The organism is Lysinibacillus sp. FSL P4-0201, from assembly GCF_038593425.1.
Taxonomy (GTDB): domain Bacteria; phylum Bacillota; class Bacilli; order Bacillales_A; family Planococcaceae; genus Lysinibacillus; species Lysinibacillus capsici.
This window is the reverse complement of sequence record NZ_CP151995.1, coordinates 445,148-467,717: the sequence shown is the minus strand read 5'-3', so window position 1 is coordinate 467,717 and position 22,570 is coordinate 445,148. Positions and strand designations below refer to the sequence as shown.

Annotated in this window: 20 protein-coding genes and 1 riboswitch; of the genes, 9 read left to right on the top strand and 11 right to left on the bottom strand. The window is 36.5% G+C overall.

Annotated features, from left to right (window positions below; all coding sequences use genetic code 11):
• Positions 1-54: 54 nt before the first annotated feature.
• From MKY76_RS02360 to MKY76_RS02350, 3 genes are all read right to left on the bottom strand, one after another.
• A complete protein-coding gene (locus MKY76_RS02360) occupies positions 55-1,041 on the bottom strand; it encodes a homoserine dehydrogenase (protein ID WP_066038433.1) in 987 nt (328 codons plus the stop codon).
• A 460-nt stretch (positions 1,042-1,501) separates the two neighbouring features.
• Positions 1,502-1,885, bottom strand: coding sequence for a hypothetical protein (locus MKY76_RS02355; protein ID WP_048393282.1), 384 nt, complete (start codon positions 1,883-1,885; stop codon positions 1,502-1,504).
• A gap of 332 nt (positions 1,886-2,217) precedes the next feature.
• Positions 2,218-3,519, bottom strand: a complete 1,302-nt coding sequence (locus MKY76_RS02350) for an O-acetylhomoserine aminocarboxypropyltransferase/cysteine synthase family protein (RefSeq protein WP_048393279.1) — start codon at positions 3,517-3,519, stop codon at positions 2,218-2,220.
• Positions 3,520-3,635: 116 nt separating this feature from the next.
• Positions 3,636-3,749: riboswitch (SAM riboswitch) on the bottom strand.
• A gap of 155 nt (positions 3,750-3,904) precedes the next feature.
• On the opposite strand from MKY76_RS02350, the gene MKY76_RS02345 reads away from it, so the two are divergent.
• Complete coding sequence (locus tag MKY76_RS02345; RefSeq protein WP_342557371.1) at positions 3,905-4,537, top strand: glycerol-3-phosphate acyltransferase; 633 nt, start codon at positions 3,905-3,907, stop codon at positions 4,535-4,537.
• Between the two features lie 195 nt (positions 4,538-4,732).
• Entirely contained in the window at positions 4,733-6,214 is a 1,482-nt protein-coding gene (locus tag MKY76_RS02340) for a DASS family sodium-coupled anion symporter (RefSeq protein WP_048393276.1), read from the top strand.
• A gap of 73 nt (positions 6,215-6,287) precedes the next feature.
• On the opposite strand, the gene MKY76_RS02335 is transcribed toward MKY76_RS02340, so the two are convergent.
• The gene (locus MKY76_RS02335) at positions 6,288-7,811 is read right to left on the bottom strand and encodes a succinate CoA transferase (RefSeq protein ID WP_048393275.1); all 1,524 of its coding nucleotides are present in this window, start codon (positions 7,809-7,811) and stop codon (positions 6,288-6,290) included.
• 368 nt (positions 7,812-8,179) lie between these two features.
• On the opposite strand from MKY76_RS02335, the gene chrR reads away from it, so the two are divergent.
• Both chrR and MKY76_RS02325 read left to right on the top strand, forming a co-directional pair.
• Positions 8,180-8,911 (top strand): class II chromate reductase ChrR, encoded by a 732-nt coding sequence (gene chrR / locus MKY76_RS02330; protein ID WP_342557370.1) that lies wholly within the window; start codon positions 8,180-8,182, stop codon positions 8,909-8,911.
• A 204-nt stretch (positions 8,912-9,115) separates the two neighbouring features.
• Entirely contained in the window at positions 9,116-9,541 is a 426-nt protein-coding gene (locus tag MKY76_RS02325; protein WP_269897425.1) for a hypothetical protein, read from the top strand.
• 41 nt (positions 9,542-9,582) lie between these two features.
• Here the strand turns inward: MKY76_RS02325 and MKY76_RS02320 are convergent, their stop codons facing one another.
• Positions 9,583-11,262, bottom strand: a complete 1,680-nt coding sequence (locus MKY76_RS02320) for a tripartite tricarboxylate transporter TctB family protein (RefSeq protein ID WP_112117199.1) — start codon at positions 11,260-11,262, stop codon at positions 9,583-9,585.
• A 132-nt stretch (positions 11,263-11,394) separates the two neighbouring features.
• Here MKY76_RS02320 and MKY76_RS02315 point away from each other — a divergent pair, with 132 nt between their 5' ends.
• The 3 genes from MKY76_RS02315 to MKY76_RS02305 all read left to right on the top strand — a co-directional run bounded on the left by MKY76_RS02315 (position 11,395) and on the right by MKY76_RS02305 (position 14,504).
• Positions 11,395-12,045: a lysoplasmalogenase gene (locus tag MKY76_RS02315; RefSeq protein WP_279493753.1), complete on the top strand. Its 651-nt coding sequence runs from the start codon at positions 11,395-11,397 to the stop codon at positions 12,043-12,045.
• Between the two features lie 90 nt (positions 12,046-12,135).
• A complete protein-coding gene (gene pepT / locus MKY76_RS02310; RefSeq protein ID WP_315059314.1) occupies positions 12,136-13,365 on the top strand; it encodes a peptidase T in 1,230 nt (409 codons plus the stop codon).
• Positions 13,366-13,541: 176 nt separating this feature from the next.
• Positions 13,542-14,504 carry a multidrug resistance efflux transporter family protein gene (locus MKY76_RS02305; RefSeq protein WP_342557369.1) on the top strand — a complete coding sequence of 321 codons (963 nt, stop codon included), beginning with the start codon at positions 13,542-13,544 and terminating at the stop codon, positions 14,502-14,504.
• A gap of 260 nt (positions 14,505-14,764) precedes the next feature.
• Here the strand turns inward: MKY76_RS02305 and MKY76_RS02300 are convergent, their stop codons facing one another.
• The gene (locus MKY76_RS02300; RefSeq protein ID WP_048393265.1) at positions 14,765-15,196 is read right to left on the bottom strand and encodes a DUF4395 domain-containing protein; all 432 of its coding nucleotides are present in this window, start codon (positions 15,194-15,196) and stop codon (positions 14,765-14,767) included.
• Positions 15,197-15,315: 119 nt separating this feature from the next.
• Here MKY76_RS02300 and MKY76_RS02295 point away from each other — a divergent pair, with 119 nt between their 5' ends.
• On the top strand, positions 15,316-16,026 hold the full coding sequence (locus MKY76_RS02295) for a Fe-S oxidoreductase (RefSeq protein ID WP_004229768.1): 711 nt from the start codon (positions 15,316-15,318) through the stop codon (positions 16,024-16,026).
• A 61-nt stretch (positions 16,027-16,087) separates the two neighbouring features.
• Here MKY76_RS02295 and MKY76_RS02290 read toward each other — a convergent pair whose 3' ends face one another.
• Together MKY76_RS02290 and MKY76_RS02285 are read right to left on the bottom strand one after the other, a co-directional pair.
• Positions 16,088-16,771, bottom strand: a complete 684-nt coding sequence (locus MKY76_RS02290; RefSeq protein WP_342557368.1) for a GNAT family N-acetyltransferase — start codon at positions 16,769-16,771, stop codon at positions 16,088-16,090.
• An 11-nt stretch (positions 16,772-16,782) separates the two neighbouring features.
• Positions 16,783-17,895, bottom strand: coding sequence for a dipeptide epimerase (locus MKY76_RS02285; protein ID WP_342557367.1), 1,113 nt, complete (start codon positions 17,893-17,895; stop codon positions 16,783-16,785).
• An 80-nt stretch (positions 17,896-17,975) separates the two neighbouring features.
• On the opposite strand from MKY76_RS02285, the gene MKY76_RS02280 reads away from it, so the two are divergent.
• Positions 17,976-19,217: a hypothetical protein gene (locus MKY76_RS02280; RefSeq protein WP_319839869.1), complete on the top strand. Its 1,242-nt coding sequence runs from the start codon at positions 17,976-17,978 to the stop codon at positions 19,215-19,217.
• Between the two features lie 55 nt (positions 19,218-19,272).
• Here MKY76_RS02280 and nhaC read toward each other — a convergent pair whose 3' ends face one another.
• The 3 genes from nhaC to MKY76_RS02265 form a co-directional block, all read right to left on the bottom strand.
• The gene (gene nhaC, locus MKY76_RS02275) at positions 19,273-20,721 is read right to left on the bottom strand and encodes a Na+/H+ antiporter NhaC (RefSeq protein WP_048393453.1); all 1,449 of its coding nucleotides are present in this window, start codon (positions 20,719-20,721) and stop codon (positions 19,273-19,275) included.
• 277 nt (positions 20,722-20,998) lie between these two features.
• Positions 20,999-22,108, bottom strand: coding sequence for an amidohydrolase (locus MKY76_RS02270; RefSeq protein WP_257961688.1), 1,110 nt, complete (start codon positions 22,106-22,108; stop codon positions 20,999-21,001).
• A gap of 204 nt (positions 22,109-22,312) precedes the next feature.
• The gene (locus MKY76_RS02265; RefSeq protein WP_167444843.1) at positions 22,313-22,456 is read right to left on the bottom strand and encodes a hypothetical protein; all 144 of its coding nucleotides are present in this window, start codon (positions 22,454-22,456) and stop codon (positions 22,313-22,315) included.
• Positions 22,457-22,570 lie beyond the last annotated feature (114 nt).

Genomic DNA, 22,570 nt, shown 5'->3' with positions numbered 1-22,570 from the left:
CACCATTCATACAATTGAACATTGTTGAATGGCGGGCCTTTTTTAAAGCTTTTATTAGATTGTCACAACAAATCCTGCTCTTTTCCCAATGATTTCAGCATAATCTTCTACCATGACACTTGCTGTTGGATACATCCCTGCTCCAGGACCGATTAATGTTAATGTACCAATATAGTTAGTCTCTAATGCCACCGCATTGAACACATCATCGACTGGATAAAGTGGATGCTCTTTATCAACTAGTTGAGGACCTACTTTTGCAATAATCTTACCGTCAGCTAGTTTTTCCACTTCAGCAACATGGCGGTAACGAAGACCCTTTTCACATGCTTCATGAACTTGTTCAGCAGAGATACTATCGATCCCAATTACCTCTACATCTGACCAGTCAGGCTGCTCACCAAAAGCTAAGGCACTTAATATCATTAATTTTTTAAATGCATCCTGCCCAGATATATCATTATATGGATCTGCTTCGGCATAACCTAAGCCTTGTGCCTCTTTTAAAGCTGTTTCGAACGACCAGCCCTGTGCTCGCATTTTTGTTAAAATATAATTACATGTGCCATTTAAGACACCTTGTATACGACTTACATCATTTACAAGTAAGATATTTTTCATTGTTTTTATAACAGGTACGCCACCAGCAGTAGTAGCCTCATAGCCTACAAAAACGCCATTAGCTTTTGCAAGATCCTGCAACTCCAAACCTCGTTTGGCAAACATCACTTTATTGGCAGTAATAACATGACATTTATGTTCCACCGCTCGCTTTAAATAACTGTATGCAGGTTCTTCGTTCACAATCGCTTCAAACACTACCTGCATACCTGGCTCTGCTAAGACTTCATCCATACTTGTTGTCATTAAATGTGCTGTACCTGGTACACGTTCACGACTAGCATCTGTCACTAAAATCTTCGCTACCTCTAATTCAATACCTAATTTATTTTTTAGCTCTTCTCGTTTTTCATTTAAAATATGGTAAATCCCCTGACCTACCGTTCCAAATCCTAAAATCGCTGCCTTTATAGTTGCCATTCTTGTTATTCCCTCCAACTTACATTCCGCAGTTTCATTAAAGCTAATTTTCCATGGGGTTGTGTCATGACAATTTGACACCCACCGCAGTCTTTAGCCAACTCTCTTTGTATGAGTTTCGCTATTTCTATATGTGTTAGGACACATACAAATTCAAATAATTCAAAATTTAACTTAAAGAAAATTGTAACGCAAATACACGCTTTGCACAAGAAAAATCTTTCTAGGAAGGACATTTGTTTTCTCTAGATGTGCAAAAGAAATCGGTTTCATTCCCTTTATTATACGTTTTATTAATCAATCTATAAGATTTGAACAAATATTGACTATTTACATTTCAATATATGAATGTCTTTCTTCTATTATATATATGTATGCTCAGACACTCATAACAATCCCTTTAAAGAAAAAACTCATTCCCTGTAGCAGCAGAGAATGAGCTTAAAAATATGAGGGGGTTTTAACTTGCTTTTGAAAGCAATTGATAACGATATTGTGCTAAAGCTTGTTGAACAAGACTAATCTCTTCTTCTGTAAAATTTGGTATTGCATACGTACGTTCCACTAATTGAAATGTACCATACTTCAAGTAAAACTCTGTCGCAGGAAGTGAGATATGGCTCACACCGTACTGTTCATATGCCTCAAATACTTCCTTTACAGTAAAGTCCTTTTCAGTAAAAACATGTTCTTGAAATGCTGTATGACCAAATACTTCCTGCCATTTTCTTTCGACTGATGTAAGAAGGTGTTGAATGGATTTATTGTTGACAAATACATGCCCTTCATTTAGCTCATATATTAGATAGGATACAATGTTTTGCGCACTATAGATGTTACCCATTTTAAACACTCCTTTATCATCAGTTTTTGGGAAGAGTAGTCACTGGCTAGGCAACTACTCTTCTATATATTCAAAAGTGGGGGAGCACTTATGAAAACATTTACCTTTTTTAAAAAAATTTTCGTACTGTTAACTTATTTCCTAGTATATAACATGGATTTAACAAAGTCAATAATACATATAAAATTACTTGGTATTGTTTTTTATAAGGTTCTGATAATTAACGGGTGCAGTAATAGATTGATGTAGCAACGTTTAACGCATTACCAAATGAGGCTAATCGAATGAGAAAATACGTTAACGTCACAACATCTTACCATTTTCTTTAAACTTTAAGCTTCTACTGTTTGTTCAGTTGTTGTAGCCTGTGTAATGGCTTGATCTAAATCAGCAATAATATCCTCTACTGCCTCTAAACCGATGGATAAGCGAATGAGCGACTCGGTTACACCAGCTTGAACTAATTCGTCTGCTGATAGTTGCTGATGAGTAGTGGAAGCTGGATGAATAATTAATGACTTTGCATCACCTACATTTGCTACATGTGAAAATAATTTCACGCTATCAATAAGCTTTCGCCCAGCTTCTCGTCCACCCTTTATGCCAAATGTAAGCACTGAACCGAAGCCATTTCTTAAATATTTTTTTGCTAACTCATGTGTCGGAAAATCTTCTAGGCCATTATAATTTACATACTCCACAAATGGGTGGTTTTGTAAATACTCAGCCACTGCCAATGCATTTTCATTGTGTTTAGGGATACGCAGATGAAGCGTTTCTAACCCTTGCAATAAATTAAAAGCAGCATCAGCACTTAATGTTGGACCAAAATCACGTAATAGTTGTACACGTAGCTTTGTAGCAAAGGCAGCAGAAGCTGTATCAATTCCATAACGTAGACCATGGTAAGAGGCATCTGGTTCAGTAAAACCAGGGAATCGACCGCTAGTCCAATCAAACTTACCAGCGTCTACAACAACGCCCCCTAAAGTTGTACCATGACCTCCTATCCATTTAGTTGCTGAATGAACTACAACATCTGCGCCGTATTCAATAGGTGTAGAACCGTAAGGAGAAGCGAACGTGCTGTCAATAATTAATGGTAGACCATTATCATGTGCAATTTTAGCTACTGCCTCAATATCTAAAACCTTTAAACTTGGATTACCATAAACCTCTGCAAAAACAGCTTTTGTTTTATCAGTAATCGCTGCTTTGAAATTCTCTGGGTTTGTTTCATCTACAAAAATTGTTTTAATACCATAGTTTGGTAATGTGTTAGCGAATAAATTATACGTACCACCATATAAAGAACTAGCTGCTACTATCTCATCACCAGCTCCAGCTAGATTTAAAATGGAAAATGCGATAGCTGCTGCACCAGATGAAAGTGCTACTGCTGCTGTTCCACCTTCCAATAAAGCCACACGTTTTTCAAACACATCAACTGTTGGATTGGTAATTCGTGTGTAAATGTTCCCTGCTTCCTCTAAGGCAAAAAGACGTTGCGCATGAGCAGTGTCTTTAAATACGAAAGCAGTTGAGCGATAGACTGGAACTGTGCGAGATCCCGTCACTGGGTCTGGCTCTTGACCACCATGCAACAGCAATGTTTCTGGTTTAAAATTTGTCATTGTGTACCTCCAAATGGTTATTTTTTTACGATGGTACCGGAGATGAGGAGGATTTTTCTGTAGAAAACAAAAACCCTCTTCAGCTAAGAAGAGGGTTGCGGTTGCAAGTTTTCCTCCCCTTATCTGCCAGATCCAAGTAAGAATCTGTAGGAATTAGCACCTTAGTAAGCTCATTGCTTACTGGTTGCCGGGCATCATAGGGCCTATCCCTCCGCCGCTCTTGATAAGAGTATGAGATTCAATTTCCATCGTTGTTACACAGTATAAACATAGAGTTTTTTTCTGTCAACATGTAAATTTTATTTTTTCCGAAACTTCTGTCTGCTCTTATACGTAATATGAACGCATACACTATTTTAGAAAAAATTTCGAGAGGAGTATTTTTATGGTAAAGGCCGTGATCATTTTTCTTATGATTGGCTATATAATAGGCTGTATTCACGGCTCTAAAGTGGCTCAATTTTTATCGGGGGTTGATTTAAAAAAGGCTGGCCACGGTAATGCTGGTGCCTCTAATGCCACTCTTTCCCTTGGCTGGAAGTATGGCGTTTTAGTAGCCCTCATCGATATAGGCAAAGGCGTTGTCGCTATTATAGGTGCACATTTTTATCTAGCGGACGCTATTCATTTAACAGAAGAACAAATTTGGCTGCTTACTTATATTATGGCTGCTGGGGTTATTTTAGGTCATAATTTCCCCTTCTACATGGGCTTCAACGGCGGGAAAGGAACGGCCTCCATCATTGGTATTTTACTTGCTGTTGATTGGAAGATTGGTTTATTTGCACTTATTTTATTTGTTATTTTATCCTTTGCAACAAATTATTTAATTGTAGGTGTTCTAGAATTTTATCTCGTGTTTTGTACAGCAACTTATTTATGGATTCCTGGCATTGGCCCAACCATTATAGCTCTTCTTTTTTTTGGCATAGCCATCATCCTGCACCTCGAAAATATTAAACGATTAGTCAATGGAACAGAGCCTAAAGTAACTTCTGCCTTTAAGAAAAAGGAATAATATTTAATGGATATTTTTGTATTTTTTGTGACCGTATTTTTTCTCTTTATCTACTCATATTGCTGTAAAAAACACCATTTTCACATAGATTTTTTTCTACAATAAAATAGACATATTCTTATCTCAATAAAACATTATACAGGCCGATGTTATGGATAATAATCGTCATTTTTATCGTAGAAAGGATGAGAAAATATGTCTTCACCAAAGCAAGCAGCTACAAAACTTAATTTAAAGCCACTATGGATTGGCTTGGCATTCGCGTTACTAATCATTATTACCTTTTTACCTAACAATGGTGATTTACCTATAGCTGGGCAACGAGCTTTAGCCATTTTAGCTTTTGCAGTCATCCTTTGGGTTACAGAGGCCGTTTCATATCCTGTGAGCTCGGCCATGATCATTGCACTAGTAACTGTTTTACTAGGACTCGCTCCGTCAATGGATAATCCAACTACAGAGCTAGGAACAGCTAGCGCATTAAAATTATCTTTAAGTGGCTTTAGTAATTCTGCCGTTGCTTTAGTAGCAGCAGCTCTTTTTCTAGCCGCAGCAATGCAAATTACTAATCTACATAAACGACTTGCACTTTGGATTCTTTCACTGGTAGGAACGAAAACAAAAGCTATCGTATTTGGCGCTATTTTAGTCTCTATCGTCCTCGCATTTTTTGTACCTTCTGCTACAGCACGAGCTGGCGCAGTAGTACCGATTTTGCTTGGAATGGTGGCAGCATTTGGTTTACCACGTGATAGTCGGCTTGCTGCCTTATTAGTTATTACTTCGGTACAAGCCGTTTCCATTTGGAATATTGGTATTAAAACTGCAGCAGCTCAAAATATGGTGGCTTTAAACTTTATCCAAGAGCAATTTAATGTGGATATTTCATGGGGTGCTTGGCTACTTTATGCAGCCCCCTTCTCAATTATTATGTCGATCTTTTTATTTTTCATTATGATTGCTTTAATTAAACCTGAGACTAGCAATATCGAAGGTGGTAAAGAGGTCATCAAAAAACAGCTTGCAGAGCTTGGCCCATTAAAGGCTCCTGAAATTCGTTTAATCATTACATCCGTAGTTTTACTATTTTTCTGGGCAACTGAAGGGAAGCTACATCCATTTGATACGACAACAGTCACAATTATTGCTATCGCGATTCTATTAATGCCTAAAATCGGTGTGTATTCATGGAAGGAAGTTGAGCCTCATATTCCATGGGGGACAATTATCGTCTTTGCGGTAGGCATTATGTTAGGAACCATTTTACTAAATACGCAAGGTGCTGCATGGTTATCAGATAAAGTTTTTGGTTCACTTGGGCTAGATACTATGCCTTTACTAGCAACCATCGCACTCGTAACTTTATTTAACATTTTGATTCATTTAGGTTTTGCAAGCGCAACTAGCTTAGCCTCAGCACTTATACCTGTGTTTATCGTTTTAGCCTCCACATTAACGGCTAATGTTGATCAAGTTGGTTTTGTTATTGTGCAACAATTCGTCATAAGCTTTGGCTTCCTATTACCAATTAGTGCACCACAAAACATGCTTGCCTATGGTACAGGCTCCTTTACAACAAAGGATTTCTTGAAATCTGGAATTCCATTAACCATTATCGGTTTCCTTCTCGTACTTTTGTTCTCTGCAACTTATTGGAAATGGATTGGATTATTATAGAACTTTCATTAAATTAAAACGTAAAAGCCTTGAAGAAACAGACTATCTGTCCTTCAAGGCTTTTAAGATAAGACTATTGTTTCGTAAAAGCAGGATCCTTCATCGTACCGTTTTTCGCATAGTTAACGTGCCATGATAGTGCTTTTTCTAGGTCATGTGGTGTGTGATGTCCACCCGTTGCCTCATTGGCATCATTAAAGTACTGCCACAGCTGCTCCCTATAATCAGGATGTGCACAATTATCAATGATAAGTCCCACTCGTTCTTTTGGAGCAAGTCCTCGTAAATCTGCTACGCCCTGTTCAGTTACAATGACATCAACATCATGCTCCGTATGATCCACATGTGAGACCATTGGGACAATACTCGAAATATCTCCACCCTTAGCATAAGACTTTGTTACAAAAATTCCTAAACGTGCATTACGAGCAAAGTCACCAGACCCTCCGATACCATTCATCATCTTTGTACCAGAAACATGTGTGGAATTCACATTGCCGTAAATATCTAATTCCAATGCCGTATTCACTGAAATTAATCCGAGTCGACGAATAATTTCAGGCTGATTTGAAATTTCTTGAGGGCGCAACACTAATTTATCAGCATATTTTTCAAAATTCCCATAAACACGGTTTCCTACTTGCTCAGAAAGGGTAATAGAAGTAGCAGATGCAAAATTCACTTTCCCTGCATCCATTAATTCAAATACTGCATCTTGGAGAACTTCTGAATAAACTTCTAAGTTCTCAAACTCAGAGTCTTTAAAGCCTAGCAATACAGCATTTGCTACTGAACCTACCCCAGATTGAATTGGACGCAAACTTGTTGTTAAGCGACCTACTTTAATCTCTTCACGTAGGAAATTTAATAAGTGATTAGCCATAACATCTGTCTCTTCATCTGCAGGGACAATCGTTGATGGCGCATCTAATATATCCGAAATGACGATGCCTTTTACTTTATCTAAATCTAGTGGAATTCCAATTATACCAAGACGATCAGAGACATTCTGTAAAGGAATTGGATCACGTTTTCCTTGTTGTGCAGGTACATAAATATCATGTATACCTTCTAATGCATCAAGCTGTGCTACGTTTAATTCAATGATGACTTGGTCTGCTTCTTGCACAAAAATAGGAGAGTTACCAACTGAAGTTGTAGGAATTAATAAGCCTTCTTCTGTAATAGCAGCCGCTTCTATGATCGCAAAATCAATTGGTCCAATAATGCCTTGACGAACAAGCTCAGCATTATGGGAAAGATGGGCATCGACAAATGTGATATCACCGCTATTGATTTTATTACGAATGCCAGCATCTGCTTGGAAAGGACCGCGCTTACGTATGACCCCTGCTTCTGCTAAATATTGGTCTACCTCAGGTCCAAGTGAGGCACCTGTAAAGACATCTACTTGAAAATCCTCTTTTTTTGCTTTCTCTACAAGTGCAAGAGGTACAACCTTTACATCACCAGCACGTGTGAATCCACTCATCCCTAATACCATGCCATCCTTAATCCAAGAAGCTGCTTCTTCTGCTGTTACAACCTTGCTTCGTAATTGTTCATGACGAAGCTTTTTCGCTAACTTTTCTTCCATTCCCTATTCCTCCATTCCACTTTATTTTTGTTCAACTTGCATATTTGGTTCCAGTAAATCTGTGACATCCGTCAGAGAATGTATCTTTATTCCAGGAGGATTTCATTACCTAATAGCTAATGCTGTCTAAACATTTGTGAATAAAGATCATGTAATTTTTTGGTAGCACAACCAAATAAACAGTCGCTTCTATAATTTTATACTATTTAGAATATTTAATCTATATCAAATGAAATATTTTACTTTACGAGATAATTTCGTCATTTATAAATTATTTATAAATAACTTTTTGTTCCTCATTATTCGATTTTGCTAGAAAAGCGTGCTATGCTCAAGGTATAGAACAGACACAAAGGAGAGAGTTTTTAATGGTTAAAGAACTATTACGTAGCCATTCCTCGGTACGCATCTATGATGGAGAACCGATTTCAAAAGAAATCATTGAAGATTTAATTGGAACAGCACAAATGGCTGCAACATCACATTTTGTGCAAGCCTATAGTGTAATATGGGTAACAGATGCAGATAAAAAGGAAAAATTAGGCTTACTCTCTGGTAATCCACGTCAATATGAAACTTCAGGTGGGGCATTTGTTTTTTGCGTAGATTTCAAGCGACTTCAAATGGCTGGGAAACTAGAAGGAGTGGATATTGTAGCTGATTCAGCTGAAAATGTCCTTGTCGGGGTAGCAGATGTATCATTGTTTGCACAGAATTTTGTTATTGCGGCAGAGTCAATGGGTTATGGCATTTGCTATATTGGAGGTGTACGCAATAAACCTTCTGAAATCAGTGAATTATTTAATCTGCCTGACCATGTTTTCCCATTATTCGGGCTAACAATCGGCGTTCCTGCACGTCGCAATGAGGTAAAACCTCGTTTACCTGTATCTGCTGTATTACATGAAAATGAATACAGTGTTGAAAAATATGAAGAACTTTTACCAGCCTACAACGAGGAAATGGAAATATATTATAACAGCCGTTCGTCTAACAGAAAAATTGATAACTGGACAAAACAGATGGCTGATTTTTTAATTGAACAACGACGTCCGCATATCAAAGAGTTTTTAGCAACTAAAGGGTTTAATTGGAAATAAATTAACGAGAATGGAGTTACTATCGTATGATAATAATTCCATTTTTTACATAAAAATATTACCTATATATATTCAATCTAGGGATATTGCCACAATTACTTCTATAAATCTAACCTTAAATTAAACGAAAAGACTCTTTCCTTTTCCAGCTATTCCATTCATATTAATAAATGATACCTATTAAAGAAAGGAGTTTTAGAAACAATGTCCAATATCAATAAACATCTTGCTCGCACCTTAGAACAACAGCATAAGAGAAGTGTAAGAGGTTTATTCTTAAAAATTGAAGACTTAAATAATGAATGCACCCAATTAAGAAAAAGACTCGAGCCACATATTGATTTGAAAGTATATAAAAAACCCATTGATTATGTCAATCAGTTCGTTTCTCATACTACTATACTCAATTTAAAATTCGTTACGAATACACAGAATTTAGAAGTAGTTGTCTTGCATGCTCTTTTATTATCCTATATTTTAGAAAACACTCAAAGCCACGCTTTTGAATATGAAGATAAATTGTTACAGGGGTATATACAAGAAATCTTTACACTAAATGATCATGCAAAAAGACTATTTATGAACCATAGAGAAAAGATGCTTACCTATGTTCAAGGGCAAGCTACATAAAAAAGACGATCTTCGTAATAACAAGATCGTCTTTTGTTCTTTTATTGTAGTCCTCTAATTATAAGAGAGCGAACTGGTAGGAACTGCTCTCCTGTATCTCCATAAGTGAGTATTACCTCATCACCCTCCTGTAAATAAATTGCTAAAGGTTCTGTTTCGGCACTCACTAAATAATTTTCACCATTGTTTAATAAGAAAGATACAGTTGTAAAATCGCCTAGACGTTCTTTATATACACGTAATACCTTACCACTTATTTGTTTTTCCTCAGCACTTGAGCTACCATCTACAGTATTTCCTCCTCGACTTAAGGCTGTTTTATATAATTTCAATGCCTCCTTAGGAGTAGTAGCGTAAACGGAAATTTCAGGATTGGCTGCAGAAACAATAAAATAGTTTTGTAAGAAACCATTGGAATCTAGCACCGCTGTCAGCCAGCTCGCTTCTCCATAAAAGTTATACAACACTGGCATTTCGCCACTCCACTTTTTCTCAATAAATTTCTTCTCTATTATTTGTAAATTACCTTGTGAATCCATATAACTTGAGTCTTGATTCCCTGTATAGTATGTTGCATCCCCTGTTCGTGCGTTTGTTAGTGAATAGCCTAACATTGAATCTACACCTTCTTTAGGACTTGTAAAATCTGTAAAGTAATACATATCACCCTTCTCATCGAAAATCGGGCTAACATTCGATTCTGTTCCTTCATCAGAAGGAATCTTTACATCCTTTTTACCAAACATACTATTCCAAAAACCATGTACATAATTACCGAAATAACTGTTTTGTAAACTTACTGTCTCTGGTGATACAGCACCATCAATAAATTCAGGTATTTGATCCAGTTTAATGACCTCTGATTTCCCCGTCAGCGCATCAACCAAGACAATTCCTTTTACATCAAAGCCATTACGCGCAGAAATAAATTCCCCATATGAGCGAATATAGTATGGCTTTCCTTCATCATCTACTTCCAGCTGTACATCACCATAAAAAATAAGGAATGGGTGTTGTAAACGAATATGACGTTCTAAATTAGCATTTAAATATGCGGAAGGTACATATTTCATTTCCTCTTTTATAAATTTAGGATTATCCGCAGAATCTGTAGCACTCATTATGAAGTAACCAGGTGTTGTACCACCGTTCATCCATTTAAAGAATCCAGAAAATTCAACTGGTGCGATATAAACATATTCGCCCTTCACTTTTTGAATTTGTAAGCGTCCTAATTCATAGTAGCTCGTATTTGGCACTTGACCGAAAGCCTTCTTCATTTTATTGCGAGCAAATTTCGGTGGTACACTTGCAGGTGTTTGTGTCTCATCGAATGGTTTTATTTCAACTTCTTCCTTCATTTCGGATGACTTAAATTTTTCATTAGCATTCCATAAAGGTGCTGATAAAACATACACAGCTACACCTAGACTTGCTAAAAATAAAACACCTTTTATTTTCCTTTCGATACCACTTGCTAGCAGAGCACCCACTAACGTTAATAAAATAATAGCAGGCCAAAAAACAAGCCAATTTACATCAATTTTTGTTACATATAACGTAATCCCTGTGGCTAAAAACCCTAGTACAAAGACTCCAATAAAAAAGTATCCTATTACCTTTTTCGATTGTCCATCTTCTCGCTTCTTCGTAATAAGCGGTGTCACTAGCACACTTGCGATCAATGCAATGACTGCTGAAGCTATCAGTAGCTTAGTCATTTGGTTCATCCTCTCTTCTTCTTTCTCACTACTTACTTTACGGTTACATACTAAAAAAGTTTCATACATACGTTGTACAGAAAGGAATTCTACCATAAATATTGAATTTCAAAAGGAAAGGAGCTGAAAAATTTGTTAAAAAAATTATTAATCAGTGTCATTATTTTATTGGGTCTTTATTATATTTTTCTCTTTTCCCATATTGCTGAAAGTTTAAAACTCATCTTTAAAGTGATTCCAATGTTGCTCATCATTATTTTAGCTGCGATTCAGAAGCCATTACATATTAAAAAATACCAACTTTTGATTATTGCTGGGCTTGTATTTTGCATGATTGGAGACTATACATTGCAGTGGTTTTTAATCGGTCTAACTAGCTTTCTTATTGGGCATATCTTTTATATTTTTGCTTTCTCTACTGCAAATGAGCGGCATGTACCAACTTGGGCTAAAATACTATTATTACTCTATGGAGCAAGTATGGCTATATGGATTGCGGGATCTGTCTTTAAAACAGGTGAAACCATACTTGGTATTGCAGTAATCGCCTACATTTCTGTGATACTCACAATGGGATGGACAGCTATTAAAACTGGATCTACTCTGGCAACAAGTGGTGCAATATTATTTATTGCATCTGATTCTTATTTAGCTATTAACAAATTTGTCATGCCACTAGCATTTTCTCATGAAATTATCATGCTGACTTATTATAGCGCCCAATTACTTATTGCTTTAAGTATCCTTCAATATTCCGAAATCCGAAGTAAAGTGTTACAATAATATCGATTATGCCAAGACATAATTGCGCCTAGAATCGGCTTTGTAAAAGCACAAAGAATTTTAACATATATACATTAGGAGGCCATACTTATGAAAGAACAAGTAATTGAGCGATTAATACGCTATGCAAAAATTGATACACAATCAGACTTCACAAGCGAAACAACTCCTTCTACACAAAAACAATTTGACCTATTACATGTTTTAAAAGACGAACTTGCAGAAATTGGTTTAACAGACATTACATTAGATGAAAATGGCTATTTATTTGCCTCATTAGAAGCTAATACAGAAAAAGAAGTACCAACTATCGGCTTTTTAGCCCATGTTGATACAGCTACTGACTATACAGGCACAAATGTGAAGCCACAGCGTGTAGATAATTATGATGGTGGAGATATTCAGTTAAACGAAAACTTAATTATGTCTCCGACTGACTTCCCAGAGCTTAAAAACTATGTAGGCCAAACACTTATTACAACAGATGGTACTACTTTATTAGGCGCTGACGATAAGGCAGGGATTGCTGAAATTATGACGGCAATGGAGTACCTCATTAAAAATCCTACTATTAAGCATGGTAAAATCCGTGTAGCCTTCACGCCAGATGAAGAAATCGGTCGTGGACCACATAAATTTGATGTCGCCGCTTTCGGTGCAGACTATGCCTATACTATGGATGGTGGACCACTTGGCGAACTACAATTCGAGAGCTTCAATGCCGCTGGCGTAAAAGTAATTACAAAAGGCACTAGCGTCCATCCTGGTTCAGCAAAAAATAAAATGGTGAATGCTATTACAATGGCTATTGCTTTCCAAAATGAAATGCCTGCTGACGCAGTTCCTGAAAAGACAGAAGGTTATGAAGGTTTCATTCATTTAATGAACTTTAAAGGGGCTCTTGAGCATACTGAGCTATCTTATATCGTGCGTGACCATGATCGCCAAAAGTTTGAAGAGAAAAAACAATTAATGCGTGATGCTGCAGCTAAAATTCAAGCACAATTTGGTGAGCATGCACTGAGTATTACCATTGAAGATCAATACTACAATATGGGTGAAAAAATTGAGCCTGTAAAAGAAATTGTTGACATTGCACGTACTGCAATGGAAAAATTAGATATTACACCGAATACCCTGCCAATTCGTGGCGGTACAGATGGCTCACAATTATCTTATATGGGCCTACCGACACCAAATATTTTCGCTGGTGGCGAAAACATGCATGGCAAATTCGAATATGTATCCGCTGAAACAATGGAAAAAGCAACTCAAGTTATCATAGAAATCGTTCAGCTTTTTGAACAGCAAGCAAAATAATAGTTTTAATTTTGAGTGAGCTTATTTCTATACGCATTTACCTAAGGAATCATGAAAAATTTTCATAGCTACGAAGAGAGGTTTTTCCTCTCTTCGTAATTTTTTCAGCCATAATTACTGAATTTTCAAATTACATAAAGGGTTTGAGGTTATAAACTCAAATTGAGGTGATGTTTATGAAAGAAATTGCATTAGGTATTTTAGCTTCCCTTTTCTTTGCCGTAACATTTATTTTAAATCACGCAATGGAAATGCAAGGTGGTAGTTGGCTATGGAGTGCATCATTACGCTATTTTTTTATGCTCCCTTTCTTGCTTATCATTGTCTTTTATCGTAAGGGCTTTTCACAGCTTTCTGGTGAAATAAAAGCACAGCCTATAGCATGGCTACTTTGGAGCTTTGTTGGATTTGTTTTATTTTACGCGCCATTAACATTTGCTGCTGCTTTTGGTCCAGGTTGGTTGGTTTCAGGTACATGGCAGTTTACAATCGTTGCTGGTGTATTATTAGCTCCTCTTTTTGTATCGATCATTGCTGGTAAAACAGTGCGACAAAAAATACCTTTCATATCCTTGCTTATTTCATGCGTCATTTTAGTAGGTATTTTGCTTATACAAATACCTCATGCACAATCAGTATCGTTTAGAAGTTTAATGCTTGGTATTTTACCTGTCATCGTTGCAGCTTTTGCTTATCCTCTCGGCAATCGTAAAATGATGGAAGTTTGTGGGGGCCGAATCGATACTTTTCAGCGGGTGTTAGGAATGACCATTGCTTCAATGCCAGCATGGATCATCATAGCTATTTATGCCGTTCTTACAGTAGGACTTCCCTCAGCAAGTCAAATGTTTCAATCATTGCTTGTTGGAATTAGCTCAGGCGTTATAGCAACAGTTTTATTTTTCATAGCAACGGATCGCGTAAGAGACCATCAAGGCAAGCTAGCTGCTGTGGAAGCAACTCAGTCAACAGAAATTCTTTTCGTTATTATAGGTGAGGTATTACTATTAGGAATTGCCTTCCCTAACCCTATTGCACTTACAGGTCTCGGAGTTATCATTGTTGGTATGCTATTACATAGTTACTATACAATGATTATCGGGAAAAAGAATGCTGTGCAACAAAACACAACTTCTTAGCAGTCCATTTTATGGGCTGTTTTTTTACAAAAAAAAGACGACTCTATTCTAAATTTAGAATAAGTCGTCTGAGATTTTCACGTTCCCAAAAAATGAGGGGGGTTTTAGGAGCGTAATCATGAACTAGCAAACTTCTGGAGAAAAGTAGCTAAAGTTCATCCTCTCTACACTGTATTGTAGACGAGGAATAATCTTTATACGATAATGATAATCATTATCAATTAAAATGTCAATCATAATCTAATAATTTTTTTACTTTTTCAAAAAGATTTTTTTAATGAGCGTCGGTACTGCCATTGCTTCAACTGAAAATGTAAAAAACAGCCTATACAAAAGCCTGCTATTGCGATGGATGATGCAATTGCAACCAGGCCAGTAAAGATATGACCAACAACCTGCCAATGTAACAGATAACCTAATAAACCAGCTGCTAAACAAAGGCTAGCAATACTTGAATTAAATTTTTGCTGCTGAGCATCCTCTGGTATATATGTAGATGGAGCCTTTGTTAAAAAGAGCTTCCCTACACGAAGTATCGGGTTATAGTTGCATAAAATACCTAGTAAATTTGCAGCTAGTGGAATTACTAATATCCAGGTAATTCCTGTTACCCATGATAAAATGACACTCAGAAGAATAGTCCACTGGTTCAGTCTAACAAGTGGTCTTGGAATTGTATGAAGTTGCGACACCCTAAAACCTACCTTTCTGATATGTTTAATGTATTTTACTACATGATATTCCATTTGTGAAGCAAAAATGATTACTTTATAATGAAGTTAACAGATGTTCAAAGGAAAAGAGGATAACTATGCCAGCTTTAACAATGGATCAAGTTCAACAATTAAACTCTTACAGTATTTATACAACTGAACCTAAGCGGACTTTATTTACTTTAGCTGATATACATAAAGACTTTTACCATCCTGATTTTTTAAACCTTATGATGGGTATAACAGATGCAGCAACAGAAACAGCCGCTATTTCTCACTTTGCACGCCGCTATGGAATGTTTTTTGCTATGCAATTTTATATGCTTGCCGCTTATGACGAAGTATGGGATGGTAAGCCACTTGAATTGCGTTTTGATGCTGCAAAGGAATTTAATAGCTTTACTGTTGCCATGTTTGCTAATCCAAATGATTGGCGCTACGTTGAGGAAGATGAACGCCAAGCTGTTATTGAGAAAATTCTTTACGATGGCCATGTCATTGTCCAACAGCTTCGTAAAGTAACCTCCATCTCCCCCCTTACCATTTGGGAAAATTTCTTCGGCTATTTGCTATGGCATTATCATATATTATTATCTAATCCTGGCTTAGCCGATCAAGCCATGGAGGATATTGAGGCTTTAGAGGACCCAAAAACATGGGCACGCTTCTCCAATAAATCTTGGTGGGCACAATATACAGGTGGTCTTAGCCCGACTAATTTAGTCAACGTTCCTGTAAGAAAATCATGCTGTTTTTCTAAAGATATCCCAGGTTTAATGGCTTGTGGTTTTTGCCCAATGAAAAAATAATAGAGCCTTTTAAAAAAGCCTTACCTTCCACAAATTCATGTGAATGGTAAGGCTTTGTGCTTTATTTTTCGTATACTACAAACCAATCGTTGTTTTCTTCAAACATAGACGTGCCAAGGAAACCTTGTTTTAAAAGTTGCTGTTGCGCAGTTGTGTCTCCCATCGATATCACTTGTTTTTCAGTAAAATTCGGGGACATCTCTTGTCGTAAGTCTTTATAAAAAATATAACGAAGCTTATCTACATATTTAATTTTTAATCCTTTAATAACGAGGTCTTGCGAGAATTTATCCTTTAAGCTCGGAATATTATATGGCTTTACAGTGGAGCAAACATAATCGTATTTTTCTAAATCGATATTTTCCATCACTACTGTAGCTAATGTTTTCTGTAATCCGTAACCTCGATATTTTGGTGAAACATTCGATATTTCCTGATATAAAACACGTTGAAATTCGTTTCCTGCAATCCCACAATCATAGCCAAGGTGTTCTTCATCAATTGGCGGGTTTAACAGTGCACGAAAGGCGATTAATTCTTCCCCTACATAAGCACCTATCATCATTCCATGACCATTTAAAATATACTCAAATTCCTCTGTGCTTAAGGGTTGTAGGATACTTTGGTCTGCTAAAGCTTCATAAACCTCAACTTGTAGCTCTTCAATTTGTTGTAAATGTTGGAGTGTTAATTTTATAACAAAAAACGGTGTCTCACCAAGCATACCATCATAGATAATTTCCATATTACGCCTCCTTAGGCTGTGACAACAGTTGAAAACTTACATAATTCCTGGATGACAGCTTCATCTACATCTAAACCTAATCCCGGTTTTTCATTTAAGCAAATAAATGGTACATCATAATGTAAGTTCCCAACATCCTTTGAGAATTTTAATGGACCCGTTAGTTCTACACTCGTCATAATCTTCTTAGAAAATGCTACATGGAAGCCTGCAGCAGAACCAACTGACGACTCTACCATGGAACCAACTTGACATTCAATTCCTGCCATTTCCGCCATAACAGCAAGCTTCATAGCAGGATAGATGCCACCACACTTCATTAATTTAATATTTACTTTATCTGCTGCACGCTTGGCTATAATTTCACGCATTTCACGTACGCCTCGTAGTCCTTCATCAATCATTAATGTCACATCAGACTTTGATTTAATTTCCACCATTCCATCAATGTCTTCGCTATCGACAGGTTGCTCTAGCCAATCGATATTTAAATCTTTCATAGCACGTAAACCTTGTAAAGTAGTGGCTGCATTACCCCAACCTTGATTTACATCCACTCGAATAGCAATGTCTTCGCCTACTCGCTCACGTACCGCTTTTATACGGGCTACATCACGAAGTACCTCTGTACCTACCTTCATTTTAAAAGAGTGATAGCCCATTTCTACTCGATTAGCTGCCTCTTCTGCCATTGCTTCAGGTGTTCCAATGCTTAGTACATGTGTGATTGGGAATTTTTCATGATAACGTCCACCTAAAAGTTGGTATACAGGCACCCCTAAGGCTTTTCCAGCAATATCGAAGCAAGCAATATCGATCGCTGCTTTTGCTGCTGGTACATCTTTCACAACTTTATTCATTTTATCGTGTAGCTTTTCAAAGGCCATTGGACTTTCCCCAATAATAGCTGGGACTAGCTGATGTTTTAGTACAGCATATGTACTTTCCCATGATTCACCTGTTACATGTTCATCAGGAACAGCTTCACCATACCCTACCACACCTGTATCGGCAGTTACTTTTAAAATAATGGAAGGCATTGTATCATATGTAGCATAACTAATGATGAATGGATCAATTAGCGGTAAATGTATAGCAAAAATTTCTACTTGTTTAATTTTCATCTTAATCAGTCTCCTTCGTCGTTAAAGTTGTCGCTAATACGTCGCTAAATGTTTAAAAAAATAGAAAAGGAGTGATGTCCATGTCTACCAAAATAGCGATTATATGTTCAAAAGCATTTATGAAACGTATTATTAGTATCGCACAAAACATAACCGATATTCAATTAGAATTTTATCTTTACAGCCACCCCTCTGAAGCGCCTACTTTAATGAAGCAAATAAAACCGTGTGATGCAATATTATTTGGAGGAACGTTACCTTATCTACACACACAAACATTACTTTCAGAAGTTCCAATACCTTGGAATTATATTAAGCAAGATGAAACAACCATTTCTACAACATTGTTATCATTAGTAGCCAAACATGCTGTAGCTATCGACAGGATATCCATTGATGTAATGAATCCTGCATTCGTTGATAATGTTTTAGCAGAAATAGAATTTCATGGTCAAAAGCCACATGTTCAGCATATTTCGATTACTGAACCAACTGAGAATATTTTAAAACGCCATATCGCCCTGTGGAATTCAAAAAGTATTGATTTTGTCATTACAAGTATTCATAGTGTATTTGATGAATTACAAGCACTTCAAATACCGTCAATGCGTATGTTAGATGCTACCAAATCTATTATTCAATGCCTTGAAGAAACAAAATCAAAATCACTATTAACCAAGTCAGAAGCTTTCAAGGCTGTAGTGGGTCTCTTAGAAATCCCTAAAAATACTTCCATTGAATCAACTGTTTTAAGTCAAATTGCGAAAGCTACCTTTTCAACTTTTAAGCAAATTTCAACGCATTCCTTTGAGCTATACACAACTGCTGGACATCTTCAAAATGCTCTCGAAAAGGAAAACTTAGAGCAGCTCATACAGCAAGTTGAACAACCTTTTAAGCTAGCATTTGGCTATGGCTATTCCATTTTGGAGGCCACACAAAATGCTCAGCATGCTTTAACGTTTACTAAACCTTTTGAGATTTATATTCTTGATGAACATAAAAACTTATTAGGGCCTTTCCCTAATACAGAAGGTAAAATTTCTTTAAAAACCGATGATCCTTATGTTTTACAAATGGCTAAGCTTACAAGTTTAAGTCCATTAAATATTTCTAAAATAATCAATTTCAGTAACGAACGACAGTCAGCTCAATTTACATCTCAAAATCTTTCTGAATACCTCCAAGTAACACGACGTACTACAGAGCGTATTATTAAAAAATTAGTTGATAATGGCTATGTAAATATTGTTGGTGAAGAAATGACCCATCAACAAGGACGTCCTCGTAAAATTTATCAATTGAATTTTGCAACTTACTAAACTGCCTCATAAAAGAATTCTCGTAGATACACATGAATCTACGAGAATTTTTATTTTAGTCAACCATTACCAAATTATCCGTATTTTCAGCTTCTTGCGCCTTTTTACGCTTCTCAGCTTCTGCTATTTCTTCTGGCGTTAATTTAACAATAGCAAATCCAATATATCCATAGATAATAGAAATAATCGGTACAGTAAAGTTAAGAATTGCATAAGGTGCATATTCCATTGCACTTACACCTAAAGTAGCTAAAATAAACACACCACAAGTATTCCAAGGGAAGAAAACAGATGTTAATGTTCCCCCATCCTCTAATGCACGAGAGAGGTTTTTAGAATGTAAACCACGTTGTTGATAGACACCCGCGAACATACGTGAAGGAACAACAATTGAGATATATTGCTCAGAACATGTTGCGTTGGTTGTTACACAAGCTGCAATCGTTGAAGCAATAAGACTTCCTGTAGATTTAGCAAACTTCACAATTACATTCATCAATGCCTTTAACATTCCTGAATACTCTAAAATACCACCAAATGTCATCGCTACAATCGTCATTGAAACCGTATTCATCATCGAGTCTAGACCACCACGGTTAAATAAATCATCCACCATGTGATTACCTGTTGAGATTTCAAAGCCTGCCTGTAATGCTTGTACAGCACTTGCAGCTGAACCACCTTGTACAAAAATCTGTAGTAAGAAACCTGAAACAATCCCTATAATTAAAGCTGGAATTGCTGGTACTTTCTTAGCTACTAATACAATAACTCCCACAGGAACAAGTAATAGTAAAGGAGAAATAACGAAGCTTTCTTCCATCACTTTTAAAGTTGTTAATATTTCTTCAGATTGCATTGAAACTTCTGCAAATTTTCTACCCATGAATCCAAAAACAACAAGTGAAATAATCAACGCTGGAATCGTTGTATAAAGCATATGCTTAATATGTGCAAACAGATCTGTACCAGTTAATCCTGCTGCTAGATTTGTTGTATCTGATAATGGTGACATCTTATCTCCAAAGTATGAACCCGAAATAACAGCACCAGCAATCATAGCCGCTGGAATACCCATACTTAAACCAATACCCATACCCGCGACACCAATTGTAGCCATTGTAGACCATGAACTACCAATAGCTAATGACACAATTGAACATAACAACATGATTGTCACAAGGAACCACGCTGGAGAAATTAACTTTAGACCGTAGAAAATCATTGTTGCTACGACACCGCCGCCAATCCATGCCCCAATTGTCAAACCTACTAAAATAATAATAACAATGGCAGGTAATGCCAGACGTATCCCTTTATACATCATCTCTTCAATTTCTGCCCATTTATATCCATGCATTTTGGCAACAATTGCTGCTACAGTTGTGCCAACAAGAAGAGGTACGTGAGGACTTTGCTCTAAAACAACTACTGTAATCAACATAGTAATAATCATAATTGCAAAAGTTAGTAGTGCCCAGCCCGCATTAATATCCTTTTTCATTTTTCCATCCCCTTTTTTTGCACCAAATCCCTTTTCGGTTTTTTCAAGACGCAAATAATTTTTTACGTTTTTTAGCTTAATATTCAAAAAATTAAAAGTCAACGCAAAAAATTTATGCTTCCCTAGCAAATCCCTTTATTTTAGCGTAATAAAACGCTTTCAAGTAGCAATAAAAAACAATGCAAACCTTGAATATCCATGCATCATTAAAAATGTTCATGCAAAAAAGCTATATGAAAAAAAAGTTACATTTTTTCATATAGCTTTTAATATTTTTTTATTCAGGCTTTTTTTCTAATACACATGCAAGTACTTTCGCAGCATCAATTAAGGCACTACGATCAAATGTCATTTTAGGGTGGTGTAATCCTGGTGTTAAATTTGCACCAATTCCAATCATTGCCGCTTTTAATTCTGGCTTTTTAACTGTATAGAAATGGAAATCATCACTACCTGGTGTAGTTATTTCATCTGCTAAATGCCCTTCTCCCAAAGCCTCAATGATGGCATTCTTTGCCATGTTCGCAGCAGTTGGGGAAACTTCAGCACCTGGTGTGAAATCTATCCACTTCCAACTCATATCAATTTCAAATTGTTGCTGTATTGATTTCAGGCCAGATTCAATTTTACTGCGCAGCAATTCAAGTTGTTGATTATGCTGTGCGCGAACATCCATTGAGAAACTAGCATTACCTGGAATAATATTTGTACTACCACCATCCGCAATGATTTTTGTTAACTTAGCAGAATGTGGTTCAAATGGTGATAAATGAATACTGTGTAGCATTTGTTGCACGGCCATAATAACATCAATGGCATTTTTACCTTGATGTGGTCTAGCACCATGTGCATCTATACCTTGAATAGATCCCTCTAAAAAATAAGCAGCGCCATGATGAATCGCAGGCGAAACTTTGCCAAGTGGTAATTCTTCTATTGGTCTTAAATGTACACCAAATAAATGTGATACTCCATCAACCGCGCCTCTATCAAACGTTGCACATGCGCCATTTCCTAGTTCTTCAGCAGGTTGGAAGATGAAACGAATACGATGTTGTAAGGTGCGATCTTTCAGTAGTAATAATGCACCAAGAACCATGGAGATATTCGCATCATGTCCACACGAATGATTTGCTTGCCACTTCCCATCAACTTCCTGCCATAAGGCATCAATATCAGCACGTACTGCAACAATTTCATTACCAGTCCCAATTTCAGCTATTAATCCTGGTATATCACCTAATAAACGATAACTAACATGCAATTCATCCAGTATGGAAGCAATTTTTTTAGTAGTCTCAAACTCTTTCCAACTTACTTCGGGATGTTGATGAAAATGATCAAACCATTGATAAATCGTTTCTTCTACTGTTAAAGCTTTCGACATAACTACACCTCTATACGCATTTTTGTTTCCCATTATACATGAATCTTTTTCAGAAAAGTACATATGTCTTCAGACCTAATACACTTATTTTAATCATATATTACATTCATATGCACTGGAAAAGTCATTTATCAATAGAGGTATAATATACAATGGGCTATGCTAAAAGTTAGTATACTTTCAACATAGCCCATCAAATTTTCATTATAAACTTGTAAAAAACCCTTCTGGATACTCTTCATACTGAATATTCACCATTTGCTCCTCATTTTTCTCTTCTTCTTCACGTAAATCGAATTCTTGATCCATTAAATACGTTTCAAACTTTGAATTTAACAACTTCCCCATTGTACCACTCCTTATTAATTGAATTTTCTGATAAAAGGATTATACAATAGATTTTTAGTAAATTGCAATAAATTATATACATTATGCATTATAACTATAAAACCTATCTCAAAA

Excerpts from the sequence above, each read along its gene's own strand:
- MKY76_RS02360 (WP_066038433.1), bottom strand. The coding sequence starts at position 1,041 with ATGGCAACTATAAAGGCAGCGATTTTAGGATTTGGAACGGTAGGTCAG.
- MKY76_RS02355 (WP_048393282.1), bottom strand. The coding sequence starts at position 1,885 with ATGGGTAACATCTATAGTGCGCAAAACATTGTATCCTATCTAATATAT.
- MKY76_RS02350 (WP_048393279.1), bottom strand. The coding sequence starts at position 3,519 with ATGACAAATTTTAAACCAGAAACATTGCTGTTGCATGGTGGTCAAGAG.
- MKY76_RS02345 (WP_342557371.1), top strand. The coding sequence starts at position 3,905 with ATGGTAAAGGCCGTGATCATTTTTCTTATGATTGGCTATATAATAGGC.
- MKY76_RS02340 (WP_048393276.1), top strand. The coding sequence starts at position 4,733 with ATGTCTTCACCAAAGCAAGCAGCTACAAAACTTAATTTAAAGCCACTA.
- MKY76_RS02335 (WP_048393275.1), bottom strand. The coding sequence starts at position 7,811 with ATGGAAGAAAAGTTAGCGAAAAAGCTTCGTCATGAACAATTACGAAGC.
- chrR (WP_342557370.1), top strand. The coding sequence starts at position 8,180 with ATGGTTAAAGAACTATTACGTAGCCATTCCTCGGTACGCATCTATGAT.
- MKY76_RS02325 (WP_269897425.1), top strand. The coding sequence starts at position 9,116 with ATGTCCAATATCAATAAACATCTTGCTCGCACCTTAGAACAACAGCAT.
- MKY76_RS02320 (WP_112117199.1), bottom strand. The coding sequence starts at position 11,262 with ATGACTAAGCTACTGATAGCTTCAGCAGTCATTGCATTGATCGCAAGT.
- pepT (WP_315059314.1), top strand. The coding sequence starts at position 12,136 with ATGAAAGAACAAGTAATTGAGCGATTAATACGCTATGCAAAAATTGAT.
- MKY76_RS02305 (WP_342557369.1), top strand. The coding sequence starts at position 13,542 with ATGAAAGAAATTGCATTAGGTATTTTAGCTTCCCTTTTCTTTGCCGTA.
- MKY76_RS02295 (WP_004229768.1), top strand. The coding sequence starts at position 15,316 with ATGCCAGCTTTAACAATGGATCAAGTTCAACAATTAAACTCTTACAGT.
- MKY76_RS02290 (WP_342557368.1), bottom strand. The coding sequence starts at position 16,771 with ATGGAAATTATCTATGATGGTATGCTTGGTGAGACACCGTTTTTTGTT.
- MKY76_RS02285 (WP_342557367.1), bottom strand. The coding sequence starts at position 17,895 with ATGAAAATTAAACAAGTAGAAATTTTTGCTATACATTTACCGCTAATT.
- MKY76_RS02280 (WP_319839869.1), top strand. The coding sequence starts at position 17,976 with ATGTCTACCAAAATAGCGATTATATGTTCAAAAGCATTTATGAAACGT.
- nhaC (WP_048393453.1), bottom strand. The coding sequence starts at position 20,721 with ATGAAAAAGGATATTAATGCGGGCTGGGCACTACTAACTTTTGCAATT.
- MKY76_RS02270 (WP_257961688.1), bottom strand. The coding sequence starts at position 22,108 with ATGTCGAAAGCTTTAACAGTAGAAGAAACGATTTATCAATGGTTTGAT.
- MKY76_RS02265 (WP_167444843.1), bottom strand. The coding sequence starts at position 22,456 with ATGGGGAAGTTGTTAAATTCAAAGTTTGAAACGTATTTAATGGATCAA.